26 protein-coding genes and 1 tRNA gene are annotated in these 22,766 nt (G+C 65.1%); 20 read left to right on the forward strand and 7 right to left on the reverse strand.

From position 1 onward, the window contains the following. The first annotated feature begins 73 nt into the window (after positions 1-73). Positions 74-769 (forward strand): FadR/GntR family transcriptional regulator, encoded by a 696-nt coding sequence (locus IB268_RS29635; RefSeq protein WP_119449540.1) that lies wholly within the window; start codon positions 74-76, stop codon positions 767-769. Here IB268_RS29635 and IB268_RS29640 read toward each other — a convergent pair. Beyond that, complete coding sequence (locus tag IB268_RS29640) at positions 766-1,659, reverse strand: LysR family transcriptional regulator (protein ID WP_192355236.1); 894 nt, start codon at positions 1,657-1,659, stop codon at positions 766-768. The two genes, IB268_RS29635 and IB268_RS29640, sit on opposite strands and share 4 nt — an antisense overlap. A gap of 110 nt (positions 1,660-1,769) precedes the next feature. On the opposite strand from IB268_RS29640, the gene IB268_RS29645 reads away from it, so the two are divergent. From IB268_RS29645 to pdxK, 12 genes are all read left to right on the forward strand, one after another. Beyond that, complete coding sequence (locus IB268_RS29645; protein WP_192330811.1) at positions 1,770-3,128, forward strand: acyclic terpene utilization AtuA family protein; 1,359 nt, start codon at positions 1,770-1,772, stop codon at positions 3,126-3,128. Between the two features lie 2 nt (positions 3,129-3,130). After that, positions 3,131-3,457, forward strand: a complete 327-nt coding sequence (locus IB268_RS29650) for a hypothetical protein (protein WP_054451251.1) — start codon at positions 3,131-3,133, stop codon at positions 3,455-3,457. Between the two features lie 11 nt (positions 3,458-3,468). Continuing rightward, the gene (locus tag IB268_RS29655) at positions 3,469-4,386 is read left to right on the forward strand and encodes an SMP-30/gluconolactonase/LRE family protein (protein ID WP_192355237.1); all 918 of its coding nucleotides are present in this window, start codon (positions 3,469-3,471) and stop codon (positions 4,384-4,386) included. Between the two features lie 56 nt (positions 4,387-4,442). After that, on the forward strand, positions 4,443-5,414 hold the full coding sequence (locus IB268_RS29660; protein WP_192355238.1) for a tripartite tricarboxylate transporter substrate binding protein: 972 nt from the start codon (positions 4,443-4,445) through the stop codon (positions 5,412-5,414). Positions 5,415-5,421: 7 nt separating this feature from the next. Further along, positions 5,422-6,531: an SDR family oxidoreductase gene (locus tag IB268_RS29665; protein ID WP_192355239.1), complete on the forward strand. Its 1,110-nt coding sequence runs from the start codon at positions 5,422-5,424 to the stop codon at positions 6,529-6,531. A 153-nt stretch (positions 6,532-6,684) separates the two neighbouring features. Continuing rightward, complete coding sequence (locus tag IB268_RS29670) at positions 6,685-7,071, forward strand: VOC family protein (RefSeq protein ID WP_054451254.1); 387 nt, start codon at positions 6,685-6,687, stop codon at positions 7,069-7,071. A gap of 250 nt (positions 7,072-7,321) precedes the next feature. Then, entirely contained in the window at positions 7,322-8,287 is a 966-nt protein-coding gene (locus IB268_RS29675) for a tripartite tricarboxylate transporter substrate binding protein (protein ID WP_175214226.1), read from the forward strand. 2 nt (positions 8,288-8,289) lie between these two features. Then, positions 8,290-8,931 carry a glutathione S-transferase family protein gene (locus IB268_RS29680; protein WP_054451266.1) on the forward strand — a complete coding sequence of 214 codons (642 nt, stop codon included), beginning with the start codon at positions 8,290-8,292 and terminating at the stop codon, positions 8,929-8,931. Positions 8,932-8,959: 28 nt separating this feature from the next. Next, a complete protein-coding gene (locus IB268_RS29685) occupies positions 8,960-9,742 on the forward strand; it encodes an aldolase (protein ID WP_054451267.1) in 783 nt (260 codons plus the stop codon). Between the two features lie 93 nt (positions 9,743-9,835). Beyond that, positions 9,836-10,390: a helix-turn-helix domain-containing protein gene (locus tag IB268_RS29690; RefSeq protein WP_192355240.1), complete on the forward strand. Its 555-nt coding sequence runs from the start codon at positions 9,836-9,838 to the stop codon at positions 10,388-10,390. Between the two features lie 42 nt (positions 10,391-10,432). After that, the gene (locus tag IB268_RS29695; RefSeq protein WP_054451269.1) at positions 10,433-10,795 is read left to right on the forward strand and encodes a cupin domain-containing protein; all 363 of its coding nucleotides are present in this window, start codon (positions 10,433-10,435) and stop codon (positions 10,793-10,795) included. Positions 10,796-10,831: 36 nt separating this feature from the next. Then, positions 10,832-11,665 carry a pyridoxine/pyridoxal/pyridoxamine kinase gene (gene pdxK / locus IB268_RS29700; RefSeq protein WP_192355241.1) on the forward strand — a complete coding sequence of 278 codons (834 nt, stop codon included), beginning with the start codon at positions 10,832-10,834 and terminating at the stop codon, positions 11,663-11,665. 28 nt (positions 11,666-11,693) lie between these two features. Here pdxK and IB268_RS29705 read toward each other — a convergent pair whose 3' ends face one another. Further along, positions 11,694-12,986: a phospholipase A gene (locus tag IB268_RS29705; protein WP_175214224.1), complete on the reverse strand. Its 1,293-nt coding sequence runs from the start codon at positions 12,984-12,986 to the stop codon at positions 11,694-11,696. Positions 12,987-13,123: 137 nt separating this feature from the next. After that, the gene (locus tag IB268_RS29710) at positions 13,124-14,626 is read right to left on the reverse strand and encodes an aldehyde dehydrogenase family protein (protein WP_054451272.1); all 1,503 of its coding nucleotides are present in this window, start codon (positions 14,624-14,626) and stop codon (positions 13,124-13,126) included. A 149-nt stretch (positions 14,627-14,775) separates the two neighbouring features. Between IB268_RS29710 and IB268_RS29715 the strand changes: the two genes are divergently transcribed. From IB268_RS29715 to IB268_RS29745, 7 genes are all read left to right on the forward strand, one after another. Beyond that, positions 14,776-15,525 (forward strand): amino acid ABC transporter ATP-binding protein, encoded by a 750-nt coding sequence (locus tag IB268_RS29715; protein ID WP_054451273.1) that lies wholly within the window; start codon positions 14,776-14,778, stop codon positions 15,523-15,525. A gap of 142 nt (positions 15,526-15,667) precedes the next feature. Next, positions 15,668-16,459, forward strand: coding sequence for an ABC transporter substrate-binding protein (locus IB268_RS29720; protein WP_054451274.1), 792 nt, complete (start codon positions 15,668-15,670; stop codon positions 16,457-16,459). 4 nt (positions 16,460-16,463) lie between these two features. Beyond that, a complete protein-coding gene (locus tag IB268_RS29725; protein ID WP_054451275.1) occupies positions 16,464-17,156 on the forward strand; it encodes an amino acid ABC transporter permease in 693 nt (230 codons plus the stop codon). A gap of 2 nt (positions 17,157-17,158) precedes the next feature. Then, the gene (locus IB268_RS29730; RefSeq protein ID WP_054451276.1) at positions 17,159-17,848 is read left to right on the forward strand and encodes an amino acid ABC transporter permease; all 690 of its coding nucleotides are present in this window, start codon (positions 17,159-17,161) and stop codon (positions 17,846-17,848) included. Between the two features lie 11 nt (positions 17,849-17,859). Then, complete coding sequence (locus tag IB268_RS29735) at positions 17,860-19,152, forward strand: FAD-binding oxidoreductase (protein ID WP_192355247.1); 1,293 nt, start codon at positions 17,860-17,862, stop codon at positions 19,150-19,152. A 12-nt stretch (positions 19,153-19,164) separates the two neighbouring features. Beyond that, positions 19,165-19,749 (forward strand): helix-turn-helix domain-containing protein, encoded by a 585-nt coding sequence (locus IB268_RS29740; protein WP_054451277.1) that lies wholly within the window; start codon positions 19,165-19,167, stop codon positions 19,747-19,749. 95 nt (positions 19,750-19,844) lie between these two features. Further along, positions 19,845-19,921: transfer RNA gene (locus IB268_RS29745), tRNA-Arg, on the forward strand. Between the two features lie 86 nt (positions 19,922-20,007). Here the strand turns inward: IB268_RS29745 and IB268_RS29750 are convergent. From IB268_RS29750 to IB268_RS29765, 4 genes are read right to left on the reverse strand one after another with little or no spacing between them, the layout of a single operon-like run. Then, positions 20,008-21,156, reverse strand: a complete 1,149-nt coding sequence (locus tag IB268_RS29750; protein WP_165867933.1) for a hypothetical protein — start codon at positions 21,154-21,156, stop codon at positions 20,008-20,010. Further along, on the reverse strand, positions 21,056-21,442 hold the full coding sequence (locus IB268_RS31365; protein WP_118934004.1) for a DUF4224 domain-containing protein: 387 nt from the start codon (positions 21,440-21,442) through the stop codon (positions 21,056-21,058). Before IB268_RS31365 ends, IB268_RS29750 begins: the two co-directional genes overlap by 101 nt. Next, positions 21,393-21,740 (reverse strand): hypothetical protein, encoded by a 348-nt coding sequence (locus tag IB268_RS29760; RefSeq protein WP_192355242.1) that lies wholly within the window; start codon positions 21,738-21,740, stop codon positions 21,393-21,395. Before IB268_RS29760 ends, IB268_RS31365 begins: the two co-directional genes overlap by 50 nt. Next, positions 21,737-22,693 carry a ParB/RepB/Spo0J family partition protein gene (locus tag IB268_RS29765; RefSeq protein ID WP_192355243.1) on the reverse strand — a complete coding sequence of 319 codons (957 nt, stop codon included), beginning with the start codon at positions 22,691-22,693 and terminating at the stop codon, positions 21,737-21,739. Before IB268_RS29765 ends, IB268_RS29760 begins: the two co-directional genes overlap by 4 nt. Positions 22,694-22,766 lie beyond the last annotated feature (73 nt).

Below are 22,766 nucleotides of genomic sequence, written 5' to 3' on the forward strand. Positions count from 1 at the left end.
GGTTGTTTATTTTTATTGCGAATCAACCATTTTCAAATCTAAGATGGTTGCGAAAACATGACGCGAGGGAACAATGGCACGCACCCGCCAACCCGAGGTTTCCAATGACATACGCAGGCTGATTACGCAGATCCGAGCGCTGTTGGGCAAAGGAGAAGAACTACCTTCCGAGCGGGTTCTCGCCGGGCAACTGGACGTCAACCGTCATCGTTTGCGCCTTGCCCTGGACAAGATGCGCGAGGCATCGGAGTTGCCGCGGCCCGTCATCCGCCGCAACGATCCGCCCATTCTCAAAGGCGATGTCGTGGTCCAGGAGACGAATGCGCTCGAGGTGATCGAACTGCGTATGGTGCTGGAGCCGGCAATCGCGCGATTGGCCGCAATCCGGGCCTCGCCGGTGCAGATCGCCAAAATCCTGGAAGCCGCCACAACGCCGTCAGGGGTAGCGCGCTCGACCGGGGATATCGCATTCCACAAATTGCTGGCGGACAGCTCCGGGAACCAACTGGCTGCAAGTCTCTATGCGTTCTTGCGCCACGTCGGCGCGGACCAGCGCCTGCATATTCCCGCCACGACGCAAACCACGCGAGAGCGCATACAGATGCGTGACCAGGAACACCGCGCAATCGCGGAAGCCATTGCGAGTCGATCGCCGGATGCGGCCGAGCAAAGCATGCGCGTCCATCTGTGGCGTGTGCAGCGCGAGATTGCGGATCGTTTGAACCCGGTCGGAACCGGGGGGCAGAGCCCGCTGGCGTCGCGCTCCTAACCCGGATCCGTCTGCCGCAAGGTGTCCAGGAAGCGTTGCGCCGCCGCCGACAGGGATCGTTGGCGCTTGAGCAAGATGCCGATGTTCCGTGACGCGGCGGGCGAGTGCAGCGCCACGCTGCACAGGCGCGTGGTATCCATCAGGCGCAGGGCCAGTTGCGGCACTGCCGCTATGCCCACGCCGGCAGCCACCATTGCGCCTACTACCGAAATATTGTCGGACACGTAGTTCATTTCCGGCAGCCGGCCGGAGGCTGCCAGGATCTGGTCGGTGACCTGGCGGATGCTGCTGGTGGGCCCGCTCGCAACGTAAGGCCGGTCGGCAAAAACGCTCCAATCCACGCGCTTGCGTTGCGCCAGCGGGTCGCCGATAGGGCAGATCAGCACGAAGTTCTCTTTCAGCAGTTGCGTGAATTGCACGCTGGCCGGCTGGTCGGGGATCTCGATGGAGATGCCGATGTCGGCATTGCCTTCCGATACGGCCTGCGTGATCTGGCGCGCGGAAACCGCGTGGATGTTCAGGCGTACCTGCGGGTGCGACTTCTGGAAAGTGCGCGTCGCCGCGGGCAGCAGTGCGGAGGCGACGGAGGGAAGGGCCCAGATGTTGATGCTGCCGCGACGGCCCGCGATGAATTCGGACAGATCGCTAAGCGAGTCGCGGAACTCCGACAGCATCCGCATCGCAATAGGCACCAGTTCCGCGCCAGCGGAGGTCAGCGCCACGCCATGCTTGTCACGGTCGAACAGCCTGGCGCCGAGCTTCTGTTCCGCCGCCTGTACGCGCCGGCTGAGCGCCGGCTGCGAAATCGGCACGCGTTCGGCGGCCATGCGGAAGTTGAGCGTTTCCGCCACCAACAGCACCGCCTCCAATTCGGAAATGGTCAGGGTCATGGCCTGCGTGATGCGTTTGGGTTATTACGAAGATATAAATATATCAATTTTCAGATCAGGCTGGCCGCAGCATACTAGGCCGCAAAGTAGCAATACGGACGGAGACAGACATGAATGAACCGCGCAAGCGGCTGCGCATCGGCGTAGGGGCCGGCATGGCGGACGACCGCATCGGTCCGGCCATGCCGCTGCTGGAAGACTGCGATATCGATTACCTGGTGTGCGAATGCCTGGCCGAACGGACCATTGCGCGCGAAACGCTGTCACGCAAGCATGACGGCGCTCACGGCTACAACCCGATGCTGGAGGAGCGCATGCGTGCCTTCCTGCCGGCGTGCCGGGAGAAAGGTGTACGGCTGGTGTCCAACATGGGCGCGGCCAATCCGGCCGGCGCCGCGCAGGCCGCGCTGGACATAGGACACGCCTTGGGATGGCGGGAGCTCAAGTGCGCCGCCGTAGTCGGCGACGACGTGGCCGAGCGCGTGCGCCTGCATCCTGAACTGCGCCTGCTGGATCGCGATCTGCCGCTGGAGGCGATCCTGCCCCAGCTGGCCTCGGCAAATGCCTACCTGGGCGCCGATGTGGTCCGCGATGCGCTGGCCACCGGCGCGCACGTGGTGTTGACGGGCCGGGTCGCCGATCCCTCGCTGTTTCTGGGCGTTGCCCTGCATCATCACGGCTGGAGCTACGAGGACCTGCCCAAGCTGGCGGCGGGCACCATCATGGGCCACCTGCTGGAGTGTTCCGCGCAGATCACCGGCGGCTATTTCGCCGACCCGGGAAAGAAAGACGTGCCCCGCCTGGCCGAACTGGCTTATCCCTATGCCGATCTTTACAGCGACGGCGAACTGTACATAGGCAAGCCCGCCGGCTCGGGCGGCCGCCTCGACCGCATGACCTGTACCGAGCAGGCGCTATACGAAATCCATGATCCCTCGGCCTACATCACGCCAGATTGCGTGTTGAGCCTGGAAGGCCTGCATTTTGAAGAGCAGCACGCAGACCGCGTGGCCGTGCGCGGCATACGCGCCGCGCCGCGCACCGATAGCTACAAGGTCGTGGTCGGCTACTTCGATGGCTGGATAGGCACTGGCGAGGTCGCCTATGCAGGCGTGAACGCGATCGCGCGGGCGCGGCTGGCGGCCGACACGGTGAAAGAGCGGTTCCGGCTCGACGGCGGCGCGGCCAGCGAGATCCAGGTCGATCTGATCGGCGTGAGCAGCCTGCATGGCGATCATCCGCAGGCCGTCGCCGGCCACCCCTACGAAGTCCGGCTGCGCGTGTCGGCCCGCTGTCCCGACAAAAAGAGCGCGCACTTGTTGGGGGATCACGTGCGGCAACTGAACATGCAGGGACCTTATGGCGCAGGCGGTCCCGTCAACCTGGGCGCCAAGGAAGTCATAGCCGTGGACGCCCTGTTGATTCCGCGCGACTGGGTCACGCCCGAAGTCATTACGGTGGGAGCCTGACCATGAGCATTCTGGTTCATGACCTTGCGCATGCGCGCGCTGGCGACAAGGGCAATACCTCGAGCATCGCCGTCATTGCCTACGACGAGGACGCCTGGCGCCTGCTGCGCCAGGCGCTTACCGCCGAGCGGGTCGAGCAGGCTTTTGCCCATCTGGGAGCAGGAAAGGTGAGGCGCTACGAGGTCGAAAGCCTGAGGGCGCTGAACTTTGTCATCCCGGACGTACTGTCCGGCGGCGTCACGCGCTCGCTGCGCCTGGATCCCCATGGCAAGTCGCTCAGTTCGTTGATGCTGGGAATCGAGCTTCCGGCCAGCCCATCGCAATCCTGAAAGGAACAGCAATGTACCCTCCCGCTGAACCCATGGGCACCGAGGTCTACGCCCGGCTGCCCGAATCCCTGCACCTGACCGATCAAGCCTCGACCTGGCTCGCCGCGCGCCATGTGAAGATGCACTCCTTTCTGGAGGGGCCCGCCTTCGATCGCTTGGGCAATCTCTGGTGCGTCGACCTGGCGCATGGACGCATCCTGCGCGTGGATCCGGCAGGCAATTTCGAGGTCATCGTCAGCTACGAAGGCGAACCCAACGGCCTGAAGATCCATCGCGACGGCCGCATCTTCGTTGCCGACCATCTGCATGGCCTGATGCTTCTGGATCCCGAGACCCGCAGCATCCGGCCCTACCTGCAGCACGTGCGGCGGGAAGGCTTGAAGGGACTGAACGATCTGTTCTTCGCTTCCAACGGCGACCTGTACTTCACCGATCAGGGTGAAAGCGCCTTGGAAAACCCCACCGGCCGCGTGTTCCGCCTGCGCGCCGACGGCGAGACGGTGGACCTCATCATGGATGGCCTGGCGGGCCCCAACGGCCTGGTCATGAACAAGGCCGAGAACGTGCTCTACGTGGCCATCACGCACGACAACGCCATCTACGCCCTGCGGCTGGAGCCGGATGGCCAGATGAAGAAGGCCAGCCGTTTCATCCAGCTATCGGGCAGCACGGCCGGGCCGGATGGCATGGCCCTGGATGAGGCCGGCAACCTGGCCATCGTCCACGCGCAGGCGGGCACCGTATGGCTGTTCAGCCCGCTGGGCGAACCCCTCTACCGCATCCGTTCCTGCGCGGGCCTGCGCACCACCAACGTCGCTTTCGGCGGCGAGGACGGGCGCTCCTTGTTCATCACCGAAGCGGAGCAGGGCGTCATCCTGCGCGCCCGGCTGCCGCATCCCGGCAAGCGGATGTACTCGCACCGGGACTGAGCCGCGCGCCGCGAACACGATCCGCAAAAAAACCACTATCCATGGGAGACAACATCATGATTGCTTTTCGATTGATCGCCGGCCTGGCCCTGAGCCTGGCCGCCGTCACAGGCGCGCAGGCCGCCGATGCGTACCCTGCGCGCCCCATACGCCTGATCGCCACCTTCGGCCCCGGCAGTTCCATCGACATCATTGCGCGCCTGGTGGCCAAGCCCCTGGCCGAGCAACTCGGCCAGCCGGTGATCGTAGAGAACAAGCCCGGCGCCGGCGGCGACCTGGCCACCGACATCGTCGCCAAGTCCGGCAAGGACGGCTACACCATCGGCTTCGCCTCGGCCGGGCCGATCACGGTCAATCCCAATGCCCGCAGCAAGATGCCCTATGACCCGCTCAAGGATCTGGCGCCGGTTGCCCTGGTGGCGACGGGACCGAACGTCATCCTGGTCAACCCGTCGATTCCGGTGACCAACCTGAAGGAGCTGATTGCCTACATCAAGGTCAATCCGAACAAGGTCAACTACGCCTCGGCTGGCGTCGGCACCAGCGGTCATATCGCCGGCGAGCTGTTCCAGCACTTGTCCAAGACCGAAATCCTGCACGTGCCCTACAAGGGCAACAGCGATGCGATTACGGACACCCTGGGCGGGCGCACCCAGATGGTCATCAGCGGCGTGCCGCCCATCCTGTCGTTCGTGAAGTCCGGCCAGCTGCGCGCCCTGGCCGTGGCCGATACCAAGCGTTCGCCCTTGCTGCCGGACGTCCCCACTGTTGCCGAAGCCGGACTGCCCGGTGCGGAGAGCGTCGCCTGGTATGGCATCGTCGCGCCTGCCGGCACGCCGCAGGCGATCCTGGACCGTCTCCACGACGAAATCGTCAAGGCCGTGAACAACCCGGAAACCCAGGAGAAATTCGCCGGCCTCGGTATCGTTCCTTCAGCGGACAGCCGGGCGGACTTCGGCAAGCGCATGGCGGACGAGTACGTCCGTTTCAAGGAATTGTTCAAGCAGATCAACCTGGTCATGGATTGACGGAATCATGTCACGCACCGTAATCGTTACTGGCGCCAGCGGGCTGGTCGGCTCCGCTGCCGTCGATTCATTCCTCAACGCGGGCTGGGAAGTCATCGCGGTTTCCCGCCGGCGTCCGGAGATCATCAGCCAACGGCCGTACACCCATCTGCCGGTCGATCTGCAGGACGCGGAGGCTTGCCGCCGCGCCTTCGGGGATATGCCTGAAGCCACGCACGTTTTCTATGCGGCCGTCTATGAGAAGCCAGGGCTCATCGCCGGCTGGCAGGATCCCGAGCAGATGGCCACCAACCTGGGCATGATGAGGAACGTCATCGAGCCGTTGGCCGCCAGCGGCAGGCTGCAGCATGTCAGCGTGCTGCAGGGTACCAAGGCCTATGGCGTACACCTGCATCCCATCCGCACGCCGGCGCGCGAACGCCAGCCGCGGGACGATCATCCGAACTCGTACTGGTTCCAGGAAGACTACATCCGGGAAAAGGCCGCGCAGTCCGGCTTTGGCTGGACGATATTCCGTCCCACCATCGTGCTGGGCCCCAATGTGGGCGTGGCCATGAACACGGTGCCGGTCATAGGCGTCTACGCGGCAGTGTGCCGCGCCGAAGGCAAGCCGTTCTGCTATCCCGGCCACATTTCCTATCCGCGTGAAGCCGTGGACGCGCGCCTGATCGGCGATGCAGGCGTCTGGGCGGCGGAGAATCCGGCGTCCTGGAACGAGCACTACAACCTTACCAACGGCGAAGTGTTCAGCTGGCATGACCTATGGCCGTCCCTGGCGGAGTTCCTGGACGTCGAAGCGGGTCCGGACCAGCCCCTGCGCCTGGCCGAGTACCTGCCCGGCCGGGCGGACCTGTGGAACGAGATCGTCAAGCAGCATGGCTTGCGGCCGCTGAGTATGGCGCAGATCCTTGGCGAATCCCATTACTCCGCCGACGCCCGTTTCGGCTATGGCCTGAAGACCCCGCCCGCGCCCGCATTTGTCAGCACGGTCAAGATCAAGCAGGCGGGCTTCACGCAAACCTACGACACCGAGGCGTGCGTGAAGCACTGGCTGAGGGTGCTGATGGAGCGCAAGATCATTCCGTTCTCCCAAACGAGTGTCGCAGGCCGCGTTTGAGCGTTGATCGCGGCGAGCCGGAGTTGCGCTTGCGGTGCGCGAATTGCGGAAGAATCGCGAGGCCCGCGTTGCAAATCGAAGCTTCCCTGACTTGCCAACTGACCTATCCTGATCTTTCTGGCCCGCTGGGGCCGCTTTCCGAAGGGTCAGCGCATGCTGGATCATGTCGAAATTCACGTGAGCGACTTCGAGCGCAGCCGGATGTTCTACCGCAGCGCGCTCGCGGCGCTAGGCTACATACCGCGCAAAGTGCTCGCGACCGGGATGGGCTTCGGAGTAGGCCAGCCTCACGAGTCTGAAGACCCGGGCGGCGAATTCTGGATCCATCAGGGCACGCCCAGCACCCCGCGCGTGCATCTGGCTTTTCGCGCCCGCAGCCGTGCCGAGGTCGATTCCTTTCACCAGGCGGCGCTGGCGGCTGGAGGGCGCGATAACGGCGGGCCTGGCTTGCGTCCGCAATACCACCCGCATTATTACGGCGCGTTCATCCTGGACCCGGATGGCTACAACATAGAAGCGGTGTGTCACCGCCCGGTCTGATCCGCGTACTTCCCAGTATTGGCACCGCAGCGTCAGCATGACGCTGCGTCTCCATGCGCAGAGACGAGCGCAAGATGCGTGCGCAATGCCGGGCCTCGCGCGCCAAAGCCAAAAGGCGAACTTCAAAGGCGAACTATATTCCTGCGGCCCAGGGTTTTCCCTAAACTCATTTTCCTTGCGGAAAATCAATCTCCTATAGGACACTTCGTGTCATGATGGTGCCGATAGGCGGCGCCCGTAGGGGGATGACATGAAGATTTCGGGAATCGCCGGCGCGCTGGCGTTGGTTGCGGCAATGGCGGGCAATGGGGCCCAGGCGGCCTATCCGGACCGGCCGATCCGGCTGGTGGTGCCTTTCGGCGCGGGGGGGATCACGGACATCGTGGCGCGTCAGGTCGGCAAGGGCATGGGCGACGCGCTGGGGCAGAGCATCGTGATCGAGAACCGGCCGGGCGCGGGCGGAGTGATCGCGGCGCAGGTGGCCGCCACCTCGCCGGCCGATGGCTATACGATCTTCATGGGTACGGTGGGCACGCAGGTGGTCAACCCGCTGATCTACAGCAAGCTCAGCTATGACGCGGACAAGTTCGCGCCGGTGGGTATGGTGTCGGGATCGCCGTATTTGCTGGCCGTGCGTGCGGGCGTGCCGGCCAAGACTTTTGGCGAGTTCGTGGCCTATGCCAAGGCCAATCCGGCCAAGCTGAACTTCGGTTCGGCGGGCAATGCGAGTTCGCCGCACCTGGGCCTGGAGCTGCTGAAGCTGACGGCCGGGCTGGACATCGTGCACGTGCCGTTCAAGAGCGGTAGCGAAGCCGTCAATGCCGCCATCGGCGAGCAGGTCGACGTGGTGATGGACGCCAGCCCGGTGATCATGCCACATGCGGCGTCTGGCAAGCTGCGCGCGCTGGCGGTGGCCGCCGACAAGCGCCTGCCGTCCGCGCCGGACGTGCCCGCCAGCAGCGAGGTGGGCGACGCGGCCCTGCAGATCAGCTCGTGGAACGCGTTCTTCGCGCCCGCAGGCACGCCGCCCGACGTGATGGAAAAGCTGAACGCGGCGCTGCAGAAGACGCTGGCGTCGCCGGAATTGAAGGACCGGCTGGCGTCGCAGGGGACGCAGCTGTACACGGGCAAGCCGGACGAGTACCAACGCTTCATCGCCGGGGAGAAGGCCAAGTGGACCGAGATCGTGAAGCGCGCCAACATCAAGATGGACTGACGATGAACCAGATACCGCATCCCTTGGCGGGCAAGCCGCTGGAACTGGCCGATACGCTGCGTTCGGGCAATGCCTGGAAGATCCGGCTGGCCTGCGGCTACATGGGGCTGCCGATCAAGCGGCGCACCTTCGACATCGTGCAGGGCGACCTAGAGACCGAGGCGTTCGCGCGCATCAATCCGTGGCGCCAGGTGCCGGCCTTGCTGACGCCGGAGGGCGAGTGGCTGGCCGAGTCGCAGGCGATACTCTGGTATCTGGCGATGGGCACGCCCTGGCTGCCCGCCGGCCGCCTGGAGCAGTCGCAGGTCAGCAGCTGGCTCAGTTTCGAGCAGACCCAGCACATGCACGCCTTTGCGCAGCCGCGCCTGCTGATCCATCTGCGCAACACCGCGCAGGTGGACGACCCGGCGATGCGGGCGTGGCGCGAGATCGGCATGAAGGCGGCCGCGTTGATGGACGCGCATCTGGCCGGCCGCGATTATCTGGTGGGTACCGCGCCGACCATTGCCGACGTTGCGCTGTATCCCTATACGAGCATGGCGGCCGAGGGCGGTTACGACCTGTCCGGCTTTACCCATATCGATGCCTGGCTGGCGCGCATGCGCGCCTTGCCAGGGTTTACGCCGCTGATCGAAGCGGCATGACAGAGACACTATCTTAGGAGTGACGACGATGGCCGATACGATGCACCTGGGCAAGGACGAACTGATCGCGCGGGCGAAAGCCGAAATGCAGCGCCAGTTCGAGACGCCCGACTGGAGCCTGCGCGAGCGCCTGGCGCTGACCTGCCGCATCCTGTTCGACGGCGGGCATGACTCCGGCCTGGCCGGACAGATCACGGCGCGCGCGCCGGAGCCGAACCGCTATTTCACGCAACGCCTGGGCCTGGGCTTTGACGAGATCACCGCCAGCAATCTGCTGCTGGTGGACGAAGACCTGCGCGTGCAGGAAGGCGGCGGCATGCCCAATCCGGCCAACCGTTTTCACTCCTGGATCTACCGCGCGCGTCCGGACGTGAACTGCATCATCCACACGCATCCGCTGCACGCGGCTTCGTTGTCGATGCTGGAGGTGCCGCTGGAAATCTCGCATATGGACAACTGCCCGCTGTACGACGACGTGGCCTTCCTGAAGGATTGGCCCGGCGTGCCGGTGGGCAACGAGGAAGGGGAGATCATCTCGGCCGCGCTGGGTTCGAAACGCGCCATCCTGCTGTCGCACCACGGCATGCTGATTGCGGCGGGTTCGGTGGAAGAGGCCTGCGTGCTGGCGCTGCAGTTCGAGCGCGCCGCCCGCATGCAGTTGCTGGCCATGGCCGCCGGCAAGATCCAGCCCATTCCGCCGGCGCTGGGCCGCGAGGCCCATGACTGGATCCTGACGCCCAAGCGTTCGCAGGTCGGCTTTTCGTACTATGCGCGGCGCGCGCTGCGGGCGCATCCCGACGTGCTGGCCTGATGGCGGCGGCGGGCGGGGCCGGCTCGACGGCAGGGCCGGATTAGGGCATGCTTACCGGTCGTATTCCGCGACCGTATTTTTGCAACCCCGTCCATGATAGACCTGCCGCACCGCCTGCGCGCCCTGCGTCGCCAGCAAACCCTGTCCCTGGAACAGCTGGCGCAGCGCACCGGATTGACCAAGAGCTACCTCTCCAAACTGGAGCGGGGCCTGAGCGAACCCTCCATTTCCACCGTGTTGCGGCTGGCGGAAGCCTATGGCCTGGGCGTGTCGGAGCTGGTGGGCACGGACGATGCTGCGCAGGAAGAAGTGGTCAGCGTGGTGCGGGTGGCGGACCGCGAAGCCTTGCAGCGCCGGGGGCTGGGCACCGAGTATCACTACGAGTCGCTGGCCGGTCGCCGCAAGGTCAAGGCGATGGAGCCTTTTGTGGTGCATCCGCCCCGCGATTTTCCCGATGCGACCGCGGTGTTTCCGCACCCCGGCGAGGAATTCCTGCTGGTGCTCAAGGGCGCCATCGAGGTCCATGTGGGCGAACGCCAGTTCCGCCTGGAGACCGGGGATTCCGTCTATTTCGACTCCGAACTGCCGCACCGCATGCGCACCGTCAGCCGGGCCATGGCCGAGGTGCTGGTGGTGGCCTCGCACTGAGCAGGCCTTCGGACTCATCATCTATCCGCATACAGGAGTGCCATGAAGAACGATCAATCGCGGCTCGTCCGCATCGATGCCGGCCCCATGAAGAATCCGGTGCCTGGAAAGCCCCGCCGCCCGATCTCGGGCGACGCGGCGTTCCGCACCGTGACTGCCTTCGAAGGCAACGGCGGCAAGGCTGAAGCCGGCGTCTGGGAAAGCACCGCGGGCGTGTTCCAGTCCAACACCACGGGCTATATCGAGTTCGGCTACATCGTCGAAGGCGCGGCGCGCCTGGTCGATCCGGACGGCACCGTGCATGAACTGACCGTGGGCGAGGCTTTCGTCATGCCCGAAGGCTATACCGGCCGCTGGGAAGTGGACCAGTTCGTCAAGAAGATCTATTTCATCACCCGCATGTAGCGCCGCGTAGACCGCGGCAGCCCAGGAGCCAGCCCCATGAGCGCAATCCCCGCCGTTACCGCGCAGGTGGATATCGTTTCCGTCCAATCCCAGGTCGTGTACGGCTGCGTCGGCAACAACGCCGCCATGCCCGTCTTCCGCAAGGCCGGCCTGCACGCGATCGCGGTGCCTACCGTGATCCTGAGCAACACGCCGCACTATCCGACCCTGCATGGCGGCGCGGTGCCGTTGGACTGGTTCGAGGGCCTGTTGCAGGGCCTGGACGAGCGCGGCGTCACCCGGACTGCGCGCGCGGTGGTCTGCGGATACCTGGGCCAACCCGGGCAGGCCGGGCTTCTGGCCGGCTGGCTGCCTGCGCTGCGCGCATCCCGGCCTGATCTGAAGGTGCACATCGACCCCGTCATGGGCGACCGTAACGACGGGCTGTACGTGAACGAAGGCCTGGTCGAACAATACCGGGACCTGCTGGTGCCGCTGGCCGACGGCATGACGCCGAACCACTTCGAGCTGGAGTTGCTGGTGGGGCGCGCCCTGTCGTCGATCGACGAGGTCGTGGCGGCGGCGCGCGAACTGATCGCGCGCGGTCCGGACTGGATAGTCGTGACCAGCGCCGCGCCCATGGCCGCCGCGGCCGGCACCTTGCAGCTGGCGGTGGTGACGCGGGATCAGGCCACGGTCGTGACGCATCCGGAGATTGCGATACCGCCTTCGGTGCACGGCACTGGCGACGTGTTCATGGCCGGCGTTACGGCGCAACTGCTGAACGGGCAGGTGCTGGTCGAGGCGGTGCGCTCGGCCGCCGCCCAGGTCACGGTGGCGCTGGAGCGCACCCGCGAACTGGGCTGGGAAGAGCTGGCGGTGGAAGGCTAGGACGCCTACGCGAGTCTGGCGGCGCGCCTTACGGCACCAGCGACAGGCCGATGCGGAACTGCGATTCGTTGCGCTGGTTGTAGCCCAGCAGCGTTTCGCCGTAGCCGTTGAAGTACTGCAGATGCAGGTAGCCGTTCATGTTCAGCCAGGTGCGCTGCAGCGGCCAGGCGAAATCGAGCTGGGTGGTTCGGCGCTTCTGGTCGCCCTGGCGGTACATGGCGGAGATGACTGCGCCATTGTCCTGGGCCCAGCGCAATTGCCAGTCGACGTGGCCGGCGTAGTCGGCATAGTCGCTGTTCTCGCTGGCGACGCCGAAGTAGGCCTTGACTCGCGGCGCAAAGGTGAGCGTGCTGCCGCCGTCGAAGCGGTAATGGAAGCGCGGCTCGATATAGCCGTCGTTGAGCGAGCGCGAATCCTCGCCGTCCTTGCCGTTGGAGTTGTGCTCGACGCCGGTATTCATGCCGAAGCGCCAGTTCTGGCTGGCGGACTGCCAGATGTTGTCGGACAGCCAGAAGGCGCTGGGATTGAAGGTGGTGTCGATGAAGGGCATGGAATCGCCTTCCAGGTCCCACAGCGAGGTCTGCGTGTACGCCAGGTAGAAATTCTCGTCCCAGGTCGCGGGACGGTCGCCCGCGGGGCTGAAGAGTCGGTACTTGGCGCTGATCTGAAAGCGCGCGGTGGTCTGCCCGCGGGTGCCGACGTCGAAGTACACCGGCTTGTATTCGGAAATGGAACTGCGGAAGCGGTCGAACGCGGTCTGCTGCTGTACCGTCGGCACGGCGGACGCGTCGGGCGAGGGGCCGCCTTCGGGCGATGCGCCGACCGCGGCCACGGCGGCGGCGGGCACGGGTTCTCCGCTGCTGGCGTCCACCACCGGGCCGCGCGCGGGCGTGCTGGCCAGGGTGCCGCTGTCGCGGCCGGTGGCGTCCAGCGCCATCATCGCGGGCTGGCCTTCGATGGATACGGCCTGCAGGCCCTGGGCCGTGGCGGGCACGACGGCGGTCCAGGCCATGCGCGCGAAGTTGTTGACGGGCACGCTGAAGCTGGCCGTGCCGCCGCGCAGCTTGGCCAGGCTGCGCACGATCTGGCCGTCCTGGCCGCGCCATTGCAGCACCAGTTCCGGTGGCGCTTCCCAGGTGGAGCGGGAAGTGCCTTCGTTGAAGTACACCGCCTCGATGGTGACGGTCTCTCCGGGGGCGGCCGAGGGGCGATCCAGCCGGTACGACACGCCCGCGGTGGCTGCGCCCGCCAGGCCCATGGCCAGGGCGGCGGCCAGGGTGCGCAGGGGGAGGGCGGATCGTGCAGGACGGCTGATGGTCATCTGGTCATAACGTAGTTTTGTGACCAGGAAATGTAGCATCGACCCCCGCTACAGTTTGTAAGGCAGGCTAATCGTATGTAGAAAGCGTAAGCCCCCGCGCATGGCGGGGGCTTGTGGGGACAGCGTTGCGCGCGGGCTTATTCGCCGAACTTGATGCCCTGGGCCAACGGCAGCTGGCGCGAATAGTTGATCGTGTTGGTGGCGCGGCGCATGTAGTTGCGCCAGGCGTCCGAACCCGATTCGCGGCCGCCGCCGGTTTCCTTTTCGCCGCCGAACGCGCCGCCGATCTCGGCGCCCGAGGTGCCGATATTGACGTTGGCGATGCCGCAGTCCGAGCCGGCCGCCGACAGGAAGGTCTCGGCTTCGCGCAGGTCATTGGTGAAGATGGCCGACGACAGGCCCTGCGGCACGCCATTCTGCAAGGCCAGCGCCTGGTTGAAGTCGGCGTAGCGCATCACGTAGAGGATAGGCGCGAAGGTCTCGTGGCAGACCACGTCGGTCTGGCCCGGCATTTCGGCGATGGCGGGACGCACGTACCAGGCGTCGGGATATTGCTCGGCCAGCACGCGCTCGCCTCCCGTGACCTTGCCGCCTTGTTCGCGCGCCGCCGTCAGCGCCGCCTGCATGGCGTCATAGGACACGCGGTCGATCAGCGGACCGACCAGCGTGCCGCTTTCCAGCGGGTTGCCGATGGTGGCGCTGGCATAGGCCTTGTGCAGGCGTTGCACCAGATCTTCGGCCACGCTCTCGTGCACGATCAGACGGCGCGTGGTGGTGCAGCGCTGGCCGGCCGTGCCGATGGCGCCGAACACGATGCCGCGCGCGGCCATGTCCAGGTCGGCCGTGGGGCCGACGATGATGGCGTTGTTGCCGCCCAGCTCCAGCAGCACGCGGCCAAAGCGCTGCGCCACGCGCGGCCCCACCTGGCGGCCCATGCGGGTCGAACCGGTGGCCGAGACCAGGGCCACGGCGTGCGAATCCACCAGCGCTTCGCCGATGTCGCGTCCGCCGATCAGCACTTCGGACAGGCCGGGGGGCGCGTCGCCGAAGCGTTGCGCGGCCTGTGCGAAGAGCGCCTGGCAGGCCAGCGCGGTCAGCGGGGTTTTTTCCGACGGCTTCCAGACCACGGCGTTGCCGCAGACCAGCGCCAGCGCGGCGTTCCAGGACCACACGGCGACGGGGAAGTTGAACGCGCTGATCACGCCGACCACGCCCAGCGGATGCCAGGTTTCCATCATGCGGTGGCCGGGGCGTTCAGAAGCGATGGTCAGACCGTACAGCTGGCGTGACAGGCCCACGGCGAAGTCGCAGATGTCGATCATCTCCTGCACTTCGCCTTCGCCTTCGGCCACGATCTTGCCGGCTTCCAGGCTCACCAGGCGGCCCAGCTCGCGCTTGTGCTGACGCAGCGTTTCGCCGAACAGGCGCAGCAGCTCGCCGCGGCGCGGCGCCGGCACGTCGCGCCACGCCAGGCTGGCCTGGCGCGCGCGGGTGATGGCGGAATGGGCCTGGGCCACCGTGTGCTCATGCACCTGAGCCAGCTCGACGCCGTCTATCGGGCTGCGCGCGCGCAGCGTGCCGCCAGTGAGCGATTCCGGGTTCAGCCCGAGCGCGCGCAGGATGTCTTGGGGAGTGTCCATGCCGGTTCCTTGGGTTGCCTGCGAAGAGCCTGTCTTCGCTTAAGGGTTATGCCTAAGTGGCGATTCTGGAAAAAAATTTACTATACGAAACTCCAGCGTGAATTGCGAAACCTTTTTAACCAGGGCAGCACTCATACGAAGGTGGATCCGTGGCGGAACCTCTGCTGGTAGTCCAGGCAGTCAGCAAGACCTATCAACGCGACGGGCAGGCCCCGCATCTGGCGTTGGACGGCATCGACTGCCAGCTCGGCCGCGGCGAGGTCATGGTGGTGGTCGGCCCCTCCGGATCCGGCAAGAGCACCTTGCTGCGCACGCTCAACGGACTGGAGAGCATCGACAGCGGCGCCATCCGCGTGGACGGCGTGTCGCTCACCGACCCGGCCACCGACGTCAACCGCTGGCGCACCGAAGTCGGCATGGTGTTCCAGCACTTCAATCTGTTCCAACACCGTACTGCGCTGGACAACGTCGCGCTACCCCAACGCGTGGTGCGCGGGCGCGCCCGCGCCGACGCCGAGCGCTACGCGCGCGAACTGCTGGGCCGCGTGGGCATGGGCGACTACGGTGCGCGCTATCCCAGCCAGCTCTCCGGCGGCCAGCAGCAGCGCGTGGCGATCGCGCGGGCGCTGGCCATGGACCCCAAGCTGATGTTGTTCGACGAGGCCACGTCGGCGCTCGACCCCGAAACCGTGGGCGGCATTCTTGAACTGATGCGCGCGCTGGCGCGCGACGGCATGACCATGGCCGTGGTGACCCATGAGATGGGCTTCGCCCGCGACGTGGGCGACCGCGCGCTCTTCATGGACGCGGGCCGCATCGTGGAAATGGGCACGCCGGACGAGGTGTTCGGCCACCCCAGGGAAGCGCGCACCCGCGCTTTCCTGGAAAAGATTCTGTAGTTCCTAGCAGCAAGGAAGCAACGGGTCGTCCGCATGTGCGGCGCCCGGCGGTAACCAGGGCCGGTCCGGCTGATCCGGGCGCTGCCGGCGCTCTGTGCTTTGCCCGGAATGATGTGAGTCCATTCACCACAAGGGGTAGGAAATGCTGAAAATCAAACAATGGCTGGGCATGGCCGGCATCGCCCTGGCGGCCGCCACTGTCGCCTTGCCCGCGCAAGCGGACGAGCTGGCCGACATCCTCAAGCGCGGCGAGTTGCGCGTCGCGGTGCAGACCTCCGGGCCGCTGATGAGCTTCATGGACAAGAGCGGCAAGCGCACCGGCCTGGCCGTGGAAGTGGCCAAGCGCATGGCCGACGACCTGGGCGTGAAGCTGGTGCTGCAGGACTACGAGTGGAAGGGCCTGATTCCCGCGCTCTTGTCCGGCAAGGCCGACATGGTGGCCGCCGACATGACGCCGACCCCGCAGCGCGCGGCCCAGGTACTGTTCTCCACGCCGATGTTCTACGCCGATACCGTGGCCGTGGTGCCCAAGGATTCGCCCTACAAATCGTACGAGGAACTCAACAAGGACGGCGTGACCGTGGGCGTGCTGGGCGCCAGCACCTATGCGGAAGTGGGCAAGAAGATGCTGCCCAAGGCCACCATGAAGGAGTTTTCGGGCGGTAGCGCACCCGTGGGGCAAGCCCTGTCCAGCGGCCGCCTGGACGCCGGCATCATGTCGTTGTCCACCGCCAACCAGTTCCTGGTCGACTTCGGCAACCTGCGCGTGCTGGACGGCATCATGGTGCGCGAGCCGCTGGCCTTCGCCGTCGGTCCCAACGCCTTCCGCCTGAAGTTCTGGCTGGACAACTGGCAGACGCTGAAGACGGCCGACAACACGCTGCCAGAACAGGTGAAGTACTGGTACTCCACGGACTGGAAGAAAGACCACTGAGCCCATGGACTGGCTGCTCGACTTCTATAACTGGCGCATCGTCAGCCAGTACACGGGCCAGTTCGCCACCGGCCTGGCCAACACCCTGATCGCGGCGGGCGCAAGCCTGGTGCTGTCGGTGCTGGCCGGCATCCCGCTGGCGCTTGCCCATATGTCGCCCCGCGCCGCCATCTGGCGGCCGGTGGCGGCGTATGTGCAATTCATCCGTTCAACCCCCTTGCTGGTGCAGATCTACCTGGTCTATTACGCGGTGCCCATGCTGGTGCCGGGCGCCAAGGGCTGGAGCGAGATGCTGCTGGGCATCCTCGCCATGACGCTGCATCATGCGGCCTACATGAGCGAAATCATCCGCGTGGGCATCGAATCCGTGCCGCGCGGCCAGATCGAAGGCGCCAAGGCCTGCGGCATGAATTACCACCAGCGCCTGCGCTACGTGGTGCTGCCGCAGGCTTTCGCCAATACGCTGCCGCCGCTCCTGGGCCAGACCGCCGTGCTGATCAAGGACACCTCGCTGCTGTCACTGATCACGGTGTTCGAACTGGTCGCGGCCGGCGTGCAGATGAACAGCGACCGCATCGTGCCCAACGAAAGCTTCCTGACCATCGCGGCCGGCTATCTGCTGATCTATGCCTGCATGCTGCTGCTGTCGCGCGGCGTGAGCATCTGGCTGGCGGGGCCCGCCTGGAACGCGAGGTAAGCATGCTGGATTCCTATCTCTCCACCGCGGGCGTCGTGCTGCCCTTCCTGCTGAAAGGCTTCTGGGAGACCCTGAAGATCTCCTTCGTGGCCATCATCGCGGGATCCCTGCTGGGCTTCGTGATCGGCGTGATCCGCAGCTACCGCATCCGCGGCGTGCACCAGCTGCTGGGCCTGTACATCCACATCCTGCGCGGCACGCCGTTCCTGGTGCAGCTCTACATCTTCTATTTCGTGCTGCCCAGCTCGGGCATCGAGATGCTGCATTGGGATTCCGGCACGGCCGCCTTCGTATCGTTGTCGGTCTACACGTCCTGCTATGTCGCGGAAATCGTCATGGGCGCGATCCAGGCCGTGCCGCGCGGCCAGACCGAAGGCGCGATGACGTTGGGCCTGCGGCCGTTCCAGATCCTGCGCCTGGTCATCCTGCCACAGGCCATGCGCCTGATCGTGCAGCCCATGAGCGGCGTCTACGTCATGCTGATCAAAAGCACGGCCATTCTGTCGGTGGTGGGCATCACCGAGCTGACGCGGCAGGGCGAGGTCTTCATCATCACCTTCCCGGCCAAGTCGCTGTTCATCTACGGCATGATCGCCGCCATCTACTTCATTTACTGCTACCCGCTGCTGCGACTGGCCAACTGGCTGGAAAAGCGCCTGACGGGCGGCTTGCAGGGCGCGGGCCTGAACTGATGCCGACCACCATGGCTTCCGAGTACATCGACACCTATTACAAGCGCACGCTGGCCGACGGCGACACCCGTTATGCGCCGCTGTCCGGCGCGGCCAGCACCGACGTCTGCGTGGTCGGGGCAGGGATGGCGGGCTTGTCCGCCGCGCTGGAACTGGCCCGGCGCGGCCGCGACGTCACCTTGCTGGAAGGGCGGCGCATCGCCTGGGGCGCATCCGGGCGCAACGGCGGTTCCGTCTCGCCGGCCTACTCGGCCGGCGCCGACGCCATCAGAAAGCACGTCGACGAAGATCACTACCGCAAGCTCTACCGCCTGTCGATGGAAGGCGTGGAGATCATCCGCAACAACATCCGCGACCTGGACATCACCGACGCCCGCAAGGTTGACGGCCGGCTGCGCGTGGTGCGCTACGAGGCGACCGACGCCCTGCGTCAGTGGTGCGACAGCCAGCAACGCGACTTCGGCCGCGACGTGCGCCTTTTGAGCCGCAGCCAGGTCCGCGAACGGCTGCTGTCCGACGTCTACTTCCAGGGCGTCGAGGACCCCACGTCCTTCCACTTCCACCCGCTGAACTACGCCCGCGCGTTGGCCCGGGAATGCGCGCGCCTGGGCGTACGCATCCACGAGGACTCGCCTGTCGTGCAGGCGTCGCTGGACGGCGCGGTAAAGCGCCTGAAAACAGAGCGAGGCGAGATCGATGCCCGCACCGTGGTGCTGGCCACCGGCGGCTACACCGAGGACGTGGTGCCCGCGCTGCGCCGCGCGATGCTGCCCATCGCCACCTACATCATGCTGACCGAGCCGCTGGGCGACCGGGTGCTGGAAGCCATACGCACCACCGCCGCCATCGGCGACGACCGGCGCGCCGGCAACTATTACCGCGTGCTCGATGGCGGGCGTATCGGCTGGGGCAGTAGAATCACCACCCGTGTCGACGACCCGCCCGATCTGGCGGAGTCGCTGCGCCGCGAGCTCCTTTCCGTCTACCCCCAATTGCAGGGGCTGCGCGTGGAGACGGCGTGGTCGGGACGCATGGCCTACGCGCGGCATCTGATGCCGCAGATCGGCCAGCTGACGCCGGACGTCTGGTACTGCACGGCGTTCGGCGGACACGGCATGAACACCGCGTCGATCGGCGGCCGGGTCGTCGCCGAAGGGATCGCGGGCGACACCCAGCGCTACAAGCTGTACGCGCCGTTCGGGCTGGCCTGGAACGGCGGCGGTCTGGGCACGGCAGCGGTGCAACTTACTTATTGGTCTTACCAGGCGCGCGACTGGTGGCGGGAGCGGCGGTCGCGGGCATGACAGGGTGCATAGATGGAAGGCAACAAACAAAGCGTGTTGGCACAGCGGCTGCGAGCCTTGCGCCAGGCGCGGGCGTGGACCTTGAAGCAGGCGGCCGCGGCCACCGGCGTGTCCGCGTCCACGTTGTCCAAGATCGAAAACAGCCTGCTGTCGCCCACCTATGACAACCTGATCAAGATCGCGGCAGGCCTGGAGCTGGACGTGGCCGAACTCTTCACCGCGTCCGACGCCCACATGGGCACCGGCCGCCGCAGCCTCAGCCGCCAAGGGGAAGGGCGCCAGTACGAAACCCCGTACTACGACCACCGCCTGCTCTGCACCGCGCTGTCGCACAAGCGCATGATGCCCTTCCACACCCGGGTCAAGGCCCGCTCCTTCGACGAATTCCACGACTGGAGCCGCCACCGCGGCGAGGAATTCGTCTACGTCCTGGAAGGCGAGGTCGAGCTTTACACCGAGTTCTACGAACCCGCCCGGCTGAAGACCGGGGAAAGCTTCTATATAGACAGCCGCATGGGCCACCGGGTGATCAGCCTGAGCCCCGAAGACGCCCTGGTGCTGTGGGTGTCGACCCATGCGGATATAGGCGAAGAGTAGGGTTCAAACCCCGGTATTGCGGGCCGGCCGCCCAAGCCGCCCGCAACAAGGTAAAATGCGGCGCCCGGATCTTTTCCGGGCCATCACCACACCGCGCGGCAGTAGCTCAGCTGGATAGAGCACGGGCCTTCTAAGCCTGAGGTCGGGGGTTCGAGCCCCTCCTGCCGCGCCAAAATCTCCCGAAAGATCAATCGCTTATTAGCGGTTTCGATTCGCTAACATGGCAAGCATTAGAACTAAATAGCCAGCGTTAGAATTTTACTCAGTCGCGGAGGCGCGTTTTACGCGTCGTCGGTCGTAGTGCCGGTGAGTGGTCGCAGGGTTTGCGTGTGCGGCAAAATCGTATGCATCTGCCTCGCGTTTTTGCAGCTTCGAAGTGATTGCGGTGGGTCGAATGTCCTGGAGATTGAAGTACATCGCGTGCGCAGTGAGGCTCTTCTCGCTAACCGCCGGATCGTAGGTCTGAATCCAAGCCAGCATGGCATCTTTCCAGGTTGAAGCCCATCCCCATCGTGTATAGGAACCGCTTCGTTTCGTTGGCGCGAACAGGTACGGGCTGTCTTGGTCCTGACGGTCGAGAGAACGGGCCACGACACAGCGCAACCGCGTGGACCAAGTCCGCTCCTTTTCGGTGATGACTTCGCCCTTCCGGCGCTTCGTCGCAATGACGCGTACGGCATCCTTCTGAATTCCAGACTTCAAGAATGGCCGTGCTTCGGACGAGCGAAAGCCCGTGAGATAGGTGAACATGGCAGCGCATCCCATCGTGCGGAAGTTCTGCCGTTGCTTTAGGCCCCACAGGTAGAACCGAAGGATCAGCCTGCGCGGCACGGCCTTGGCTTCCGCCGTTCCCCTGTTCTTCATCATATTGATGAACGGGTTGGCTGCGAGCAGGCCCCACCGCACCCCGTAGTGGCAGATGACGGAGAACTGGCTTATTTCCTTATTGGCTTTGATGGGGGCGCCGCCCGCGGCACGGTCCTCCAGGTATTGATAGCCGTGTTGGGTGGTCAACTGTGCCGGCCCCATCTTCCCGAAGAACTTGACGAGATTTTCGTACATCGCTTTTCGGATCTTGCGGCCGTCCTTTGATTGGTCTGCGTAGTATTCCGGATCTACCTGAAGTTCGAATCGCTCGATCATGTCGGCGACCGAGCCCGCAACCACTGCGCCTTCCTGAATCTCAATGGCGGTTCGGCTCGCCTTTCGTTCAGCAGCAAAGCGTGCTTCTCGGTCCCCGACATCACATGACGCCAACGTTTGGGACCGGCCATCCATGTGTTTGTAGATCCAGCTAATGCGCTGCTTACCGACGCGCTTGTACAGCCGGGGTACTGCGGTTTTTTCCCATGCGGGCGAACGCTTCTCGGTTTGGCGCGCCGGTGAGGCTGGCTTTTTGCGGGCCATCTGATACTCCAAGTTTCTTATCTCGATAGGACCGCAGAACCCGCGGGACACCATTCTTGTCGATGGCATAGCGCCATCCATGTCGGTCGAGCCAGCGCGCCATCATTGCTCGTTGATTCGGCCTGCACCCGACCAGTTCGGCCAGGTCAGACGCCGATAGATACTCGTTCATCTGAATCTCCAAAGCGAAGCCCGCACTAGGCGGGCCTGTCGAAAATATGGTCGGGCACCATCGTTCACCCCCTTTTACCGCGCTGGGCGGCAATGGCGGCGTCGATGGCGGCATCCCATTCCGCGCCGGTCGGCGGTCGCGTGTCTCCTACGTCGCAGGGAAGGGCAGCGGCGACGGCCTGCCGGAGCTCGGTGTCCTCGGCCATCATCGCGTCGCGCCAGCCGCGATACCGCCGCGCATCCTGCGCATCGCCAGCAGCAGGAGCGGCGGTATAGCCCGCCGCCGCGAGGGCGGCGCGCATGCGGATACGGAAATGCTCCTGCTGATCCCGGCTGTCCGGCAGGGTGCTGAACCAGCCATTGATGGCGGCGTCCACGACTTCAGCGGGGATGGATATCTCGGGGGCGCTCATGCTGTGACTTCCTCTTGTTCAAGGTCCATAGGTGCCTGTGTATCGGGGGCGGCTTGCTGTGCCTCCTTGGCGGCTTTCTCGGCGCGTTTGGCGCGGACGGTTTCGACGGCTCCGTGGGCTTCGAACAGGTCCAGCAGATCTTGGGTCTTGACCGTGATGGTGTCTGCGGCTACGCGGCCCTCCTGGATGTCGATGAGGATTGCGCGCTGGTTCGCGTCCAGCCCCTTGATGAAGGAGTCCACACCGCTGATGAGCGGGGAGACGACTTTGCGGGGGAGGGCGCGGCCGTGGATGGTGCTGGCGGTCACCTTGGACTTGCCGGCGGCCTTGGCCTGGTCCACCTTGCGGGTGAGGAAGTCGCCGGCCTTGGCGCCCAGCCTGCGCACGGCGTCGATAGCGACCTCGGCGGACACCTTGCAGCTGCGGACCAGTTCTTGCACCTCGCGTTCGGCGTCGGCCAGGACAAGGTAGTTTTCGACATGGGTACGGCTGCAATGGACGAGGGCGGCAATCTCCGCGCTGTCCAGGCCGGCGCCGCGGAAGCGCTTGAAGCCGCGCGCTGCTTCCAGGGGGCGCAGGGGAGAATTCTTGTTGCTGGTGTATACGCGCGCCAGGCGATCAATCTTGTTGCCCTGGAAGGCCACGATGGAAACCCAATCGATGGGAAATCCTTGGGCGATGGCGCGCCCCATGGCATCGAAGCGCCGATGCCCGTCGACAAGCTCAACGCCGGACCCGTCAGCTATCGCGATGACCTCCAGCGGCGGCAGCGTACCGCCGGCCAAGATGTGGGCAAGTAGTTCCTGAATGTCGGTTTCGTAGAAGTCGTCCAAGTCGCGCGGGTTGAAGTCGGGGGCCACGTGAATCCGGTGGTACTGGATCTTCATCGCGTCGGCGCGCTTGATCGTCTTGTCCAGAATCATCGTCTTGAACGATGCGGGGGGAGTATTCATTTTTTACCCGGGGATGATGCGGCATTACTATGTCCAAAGGCTTCTCTGGGAGACAGTCATGCCGAACCTTAGA

This window comes from Achromobacter sp. ACM01 (assembly GCF_014851745.1).
GTDB lineage: Bacteria > Pseudomonadota > Gammaproteobacteria > Burkholderiales > Burkholderiaceae_B > Achromobacter > Achromobacter aegrifaciens.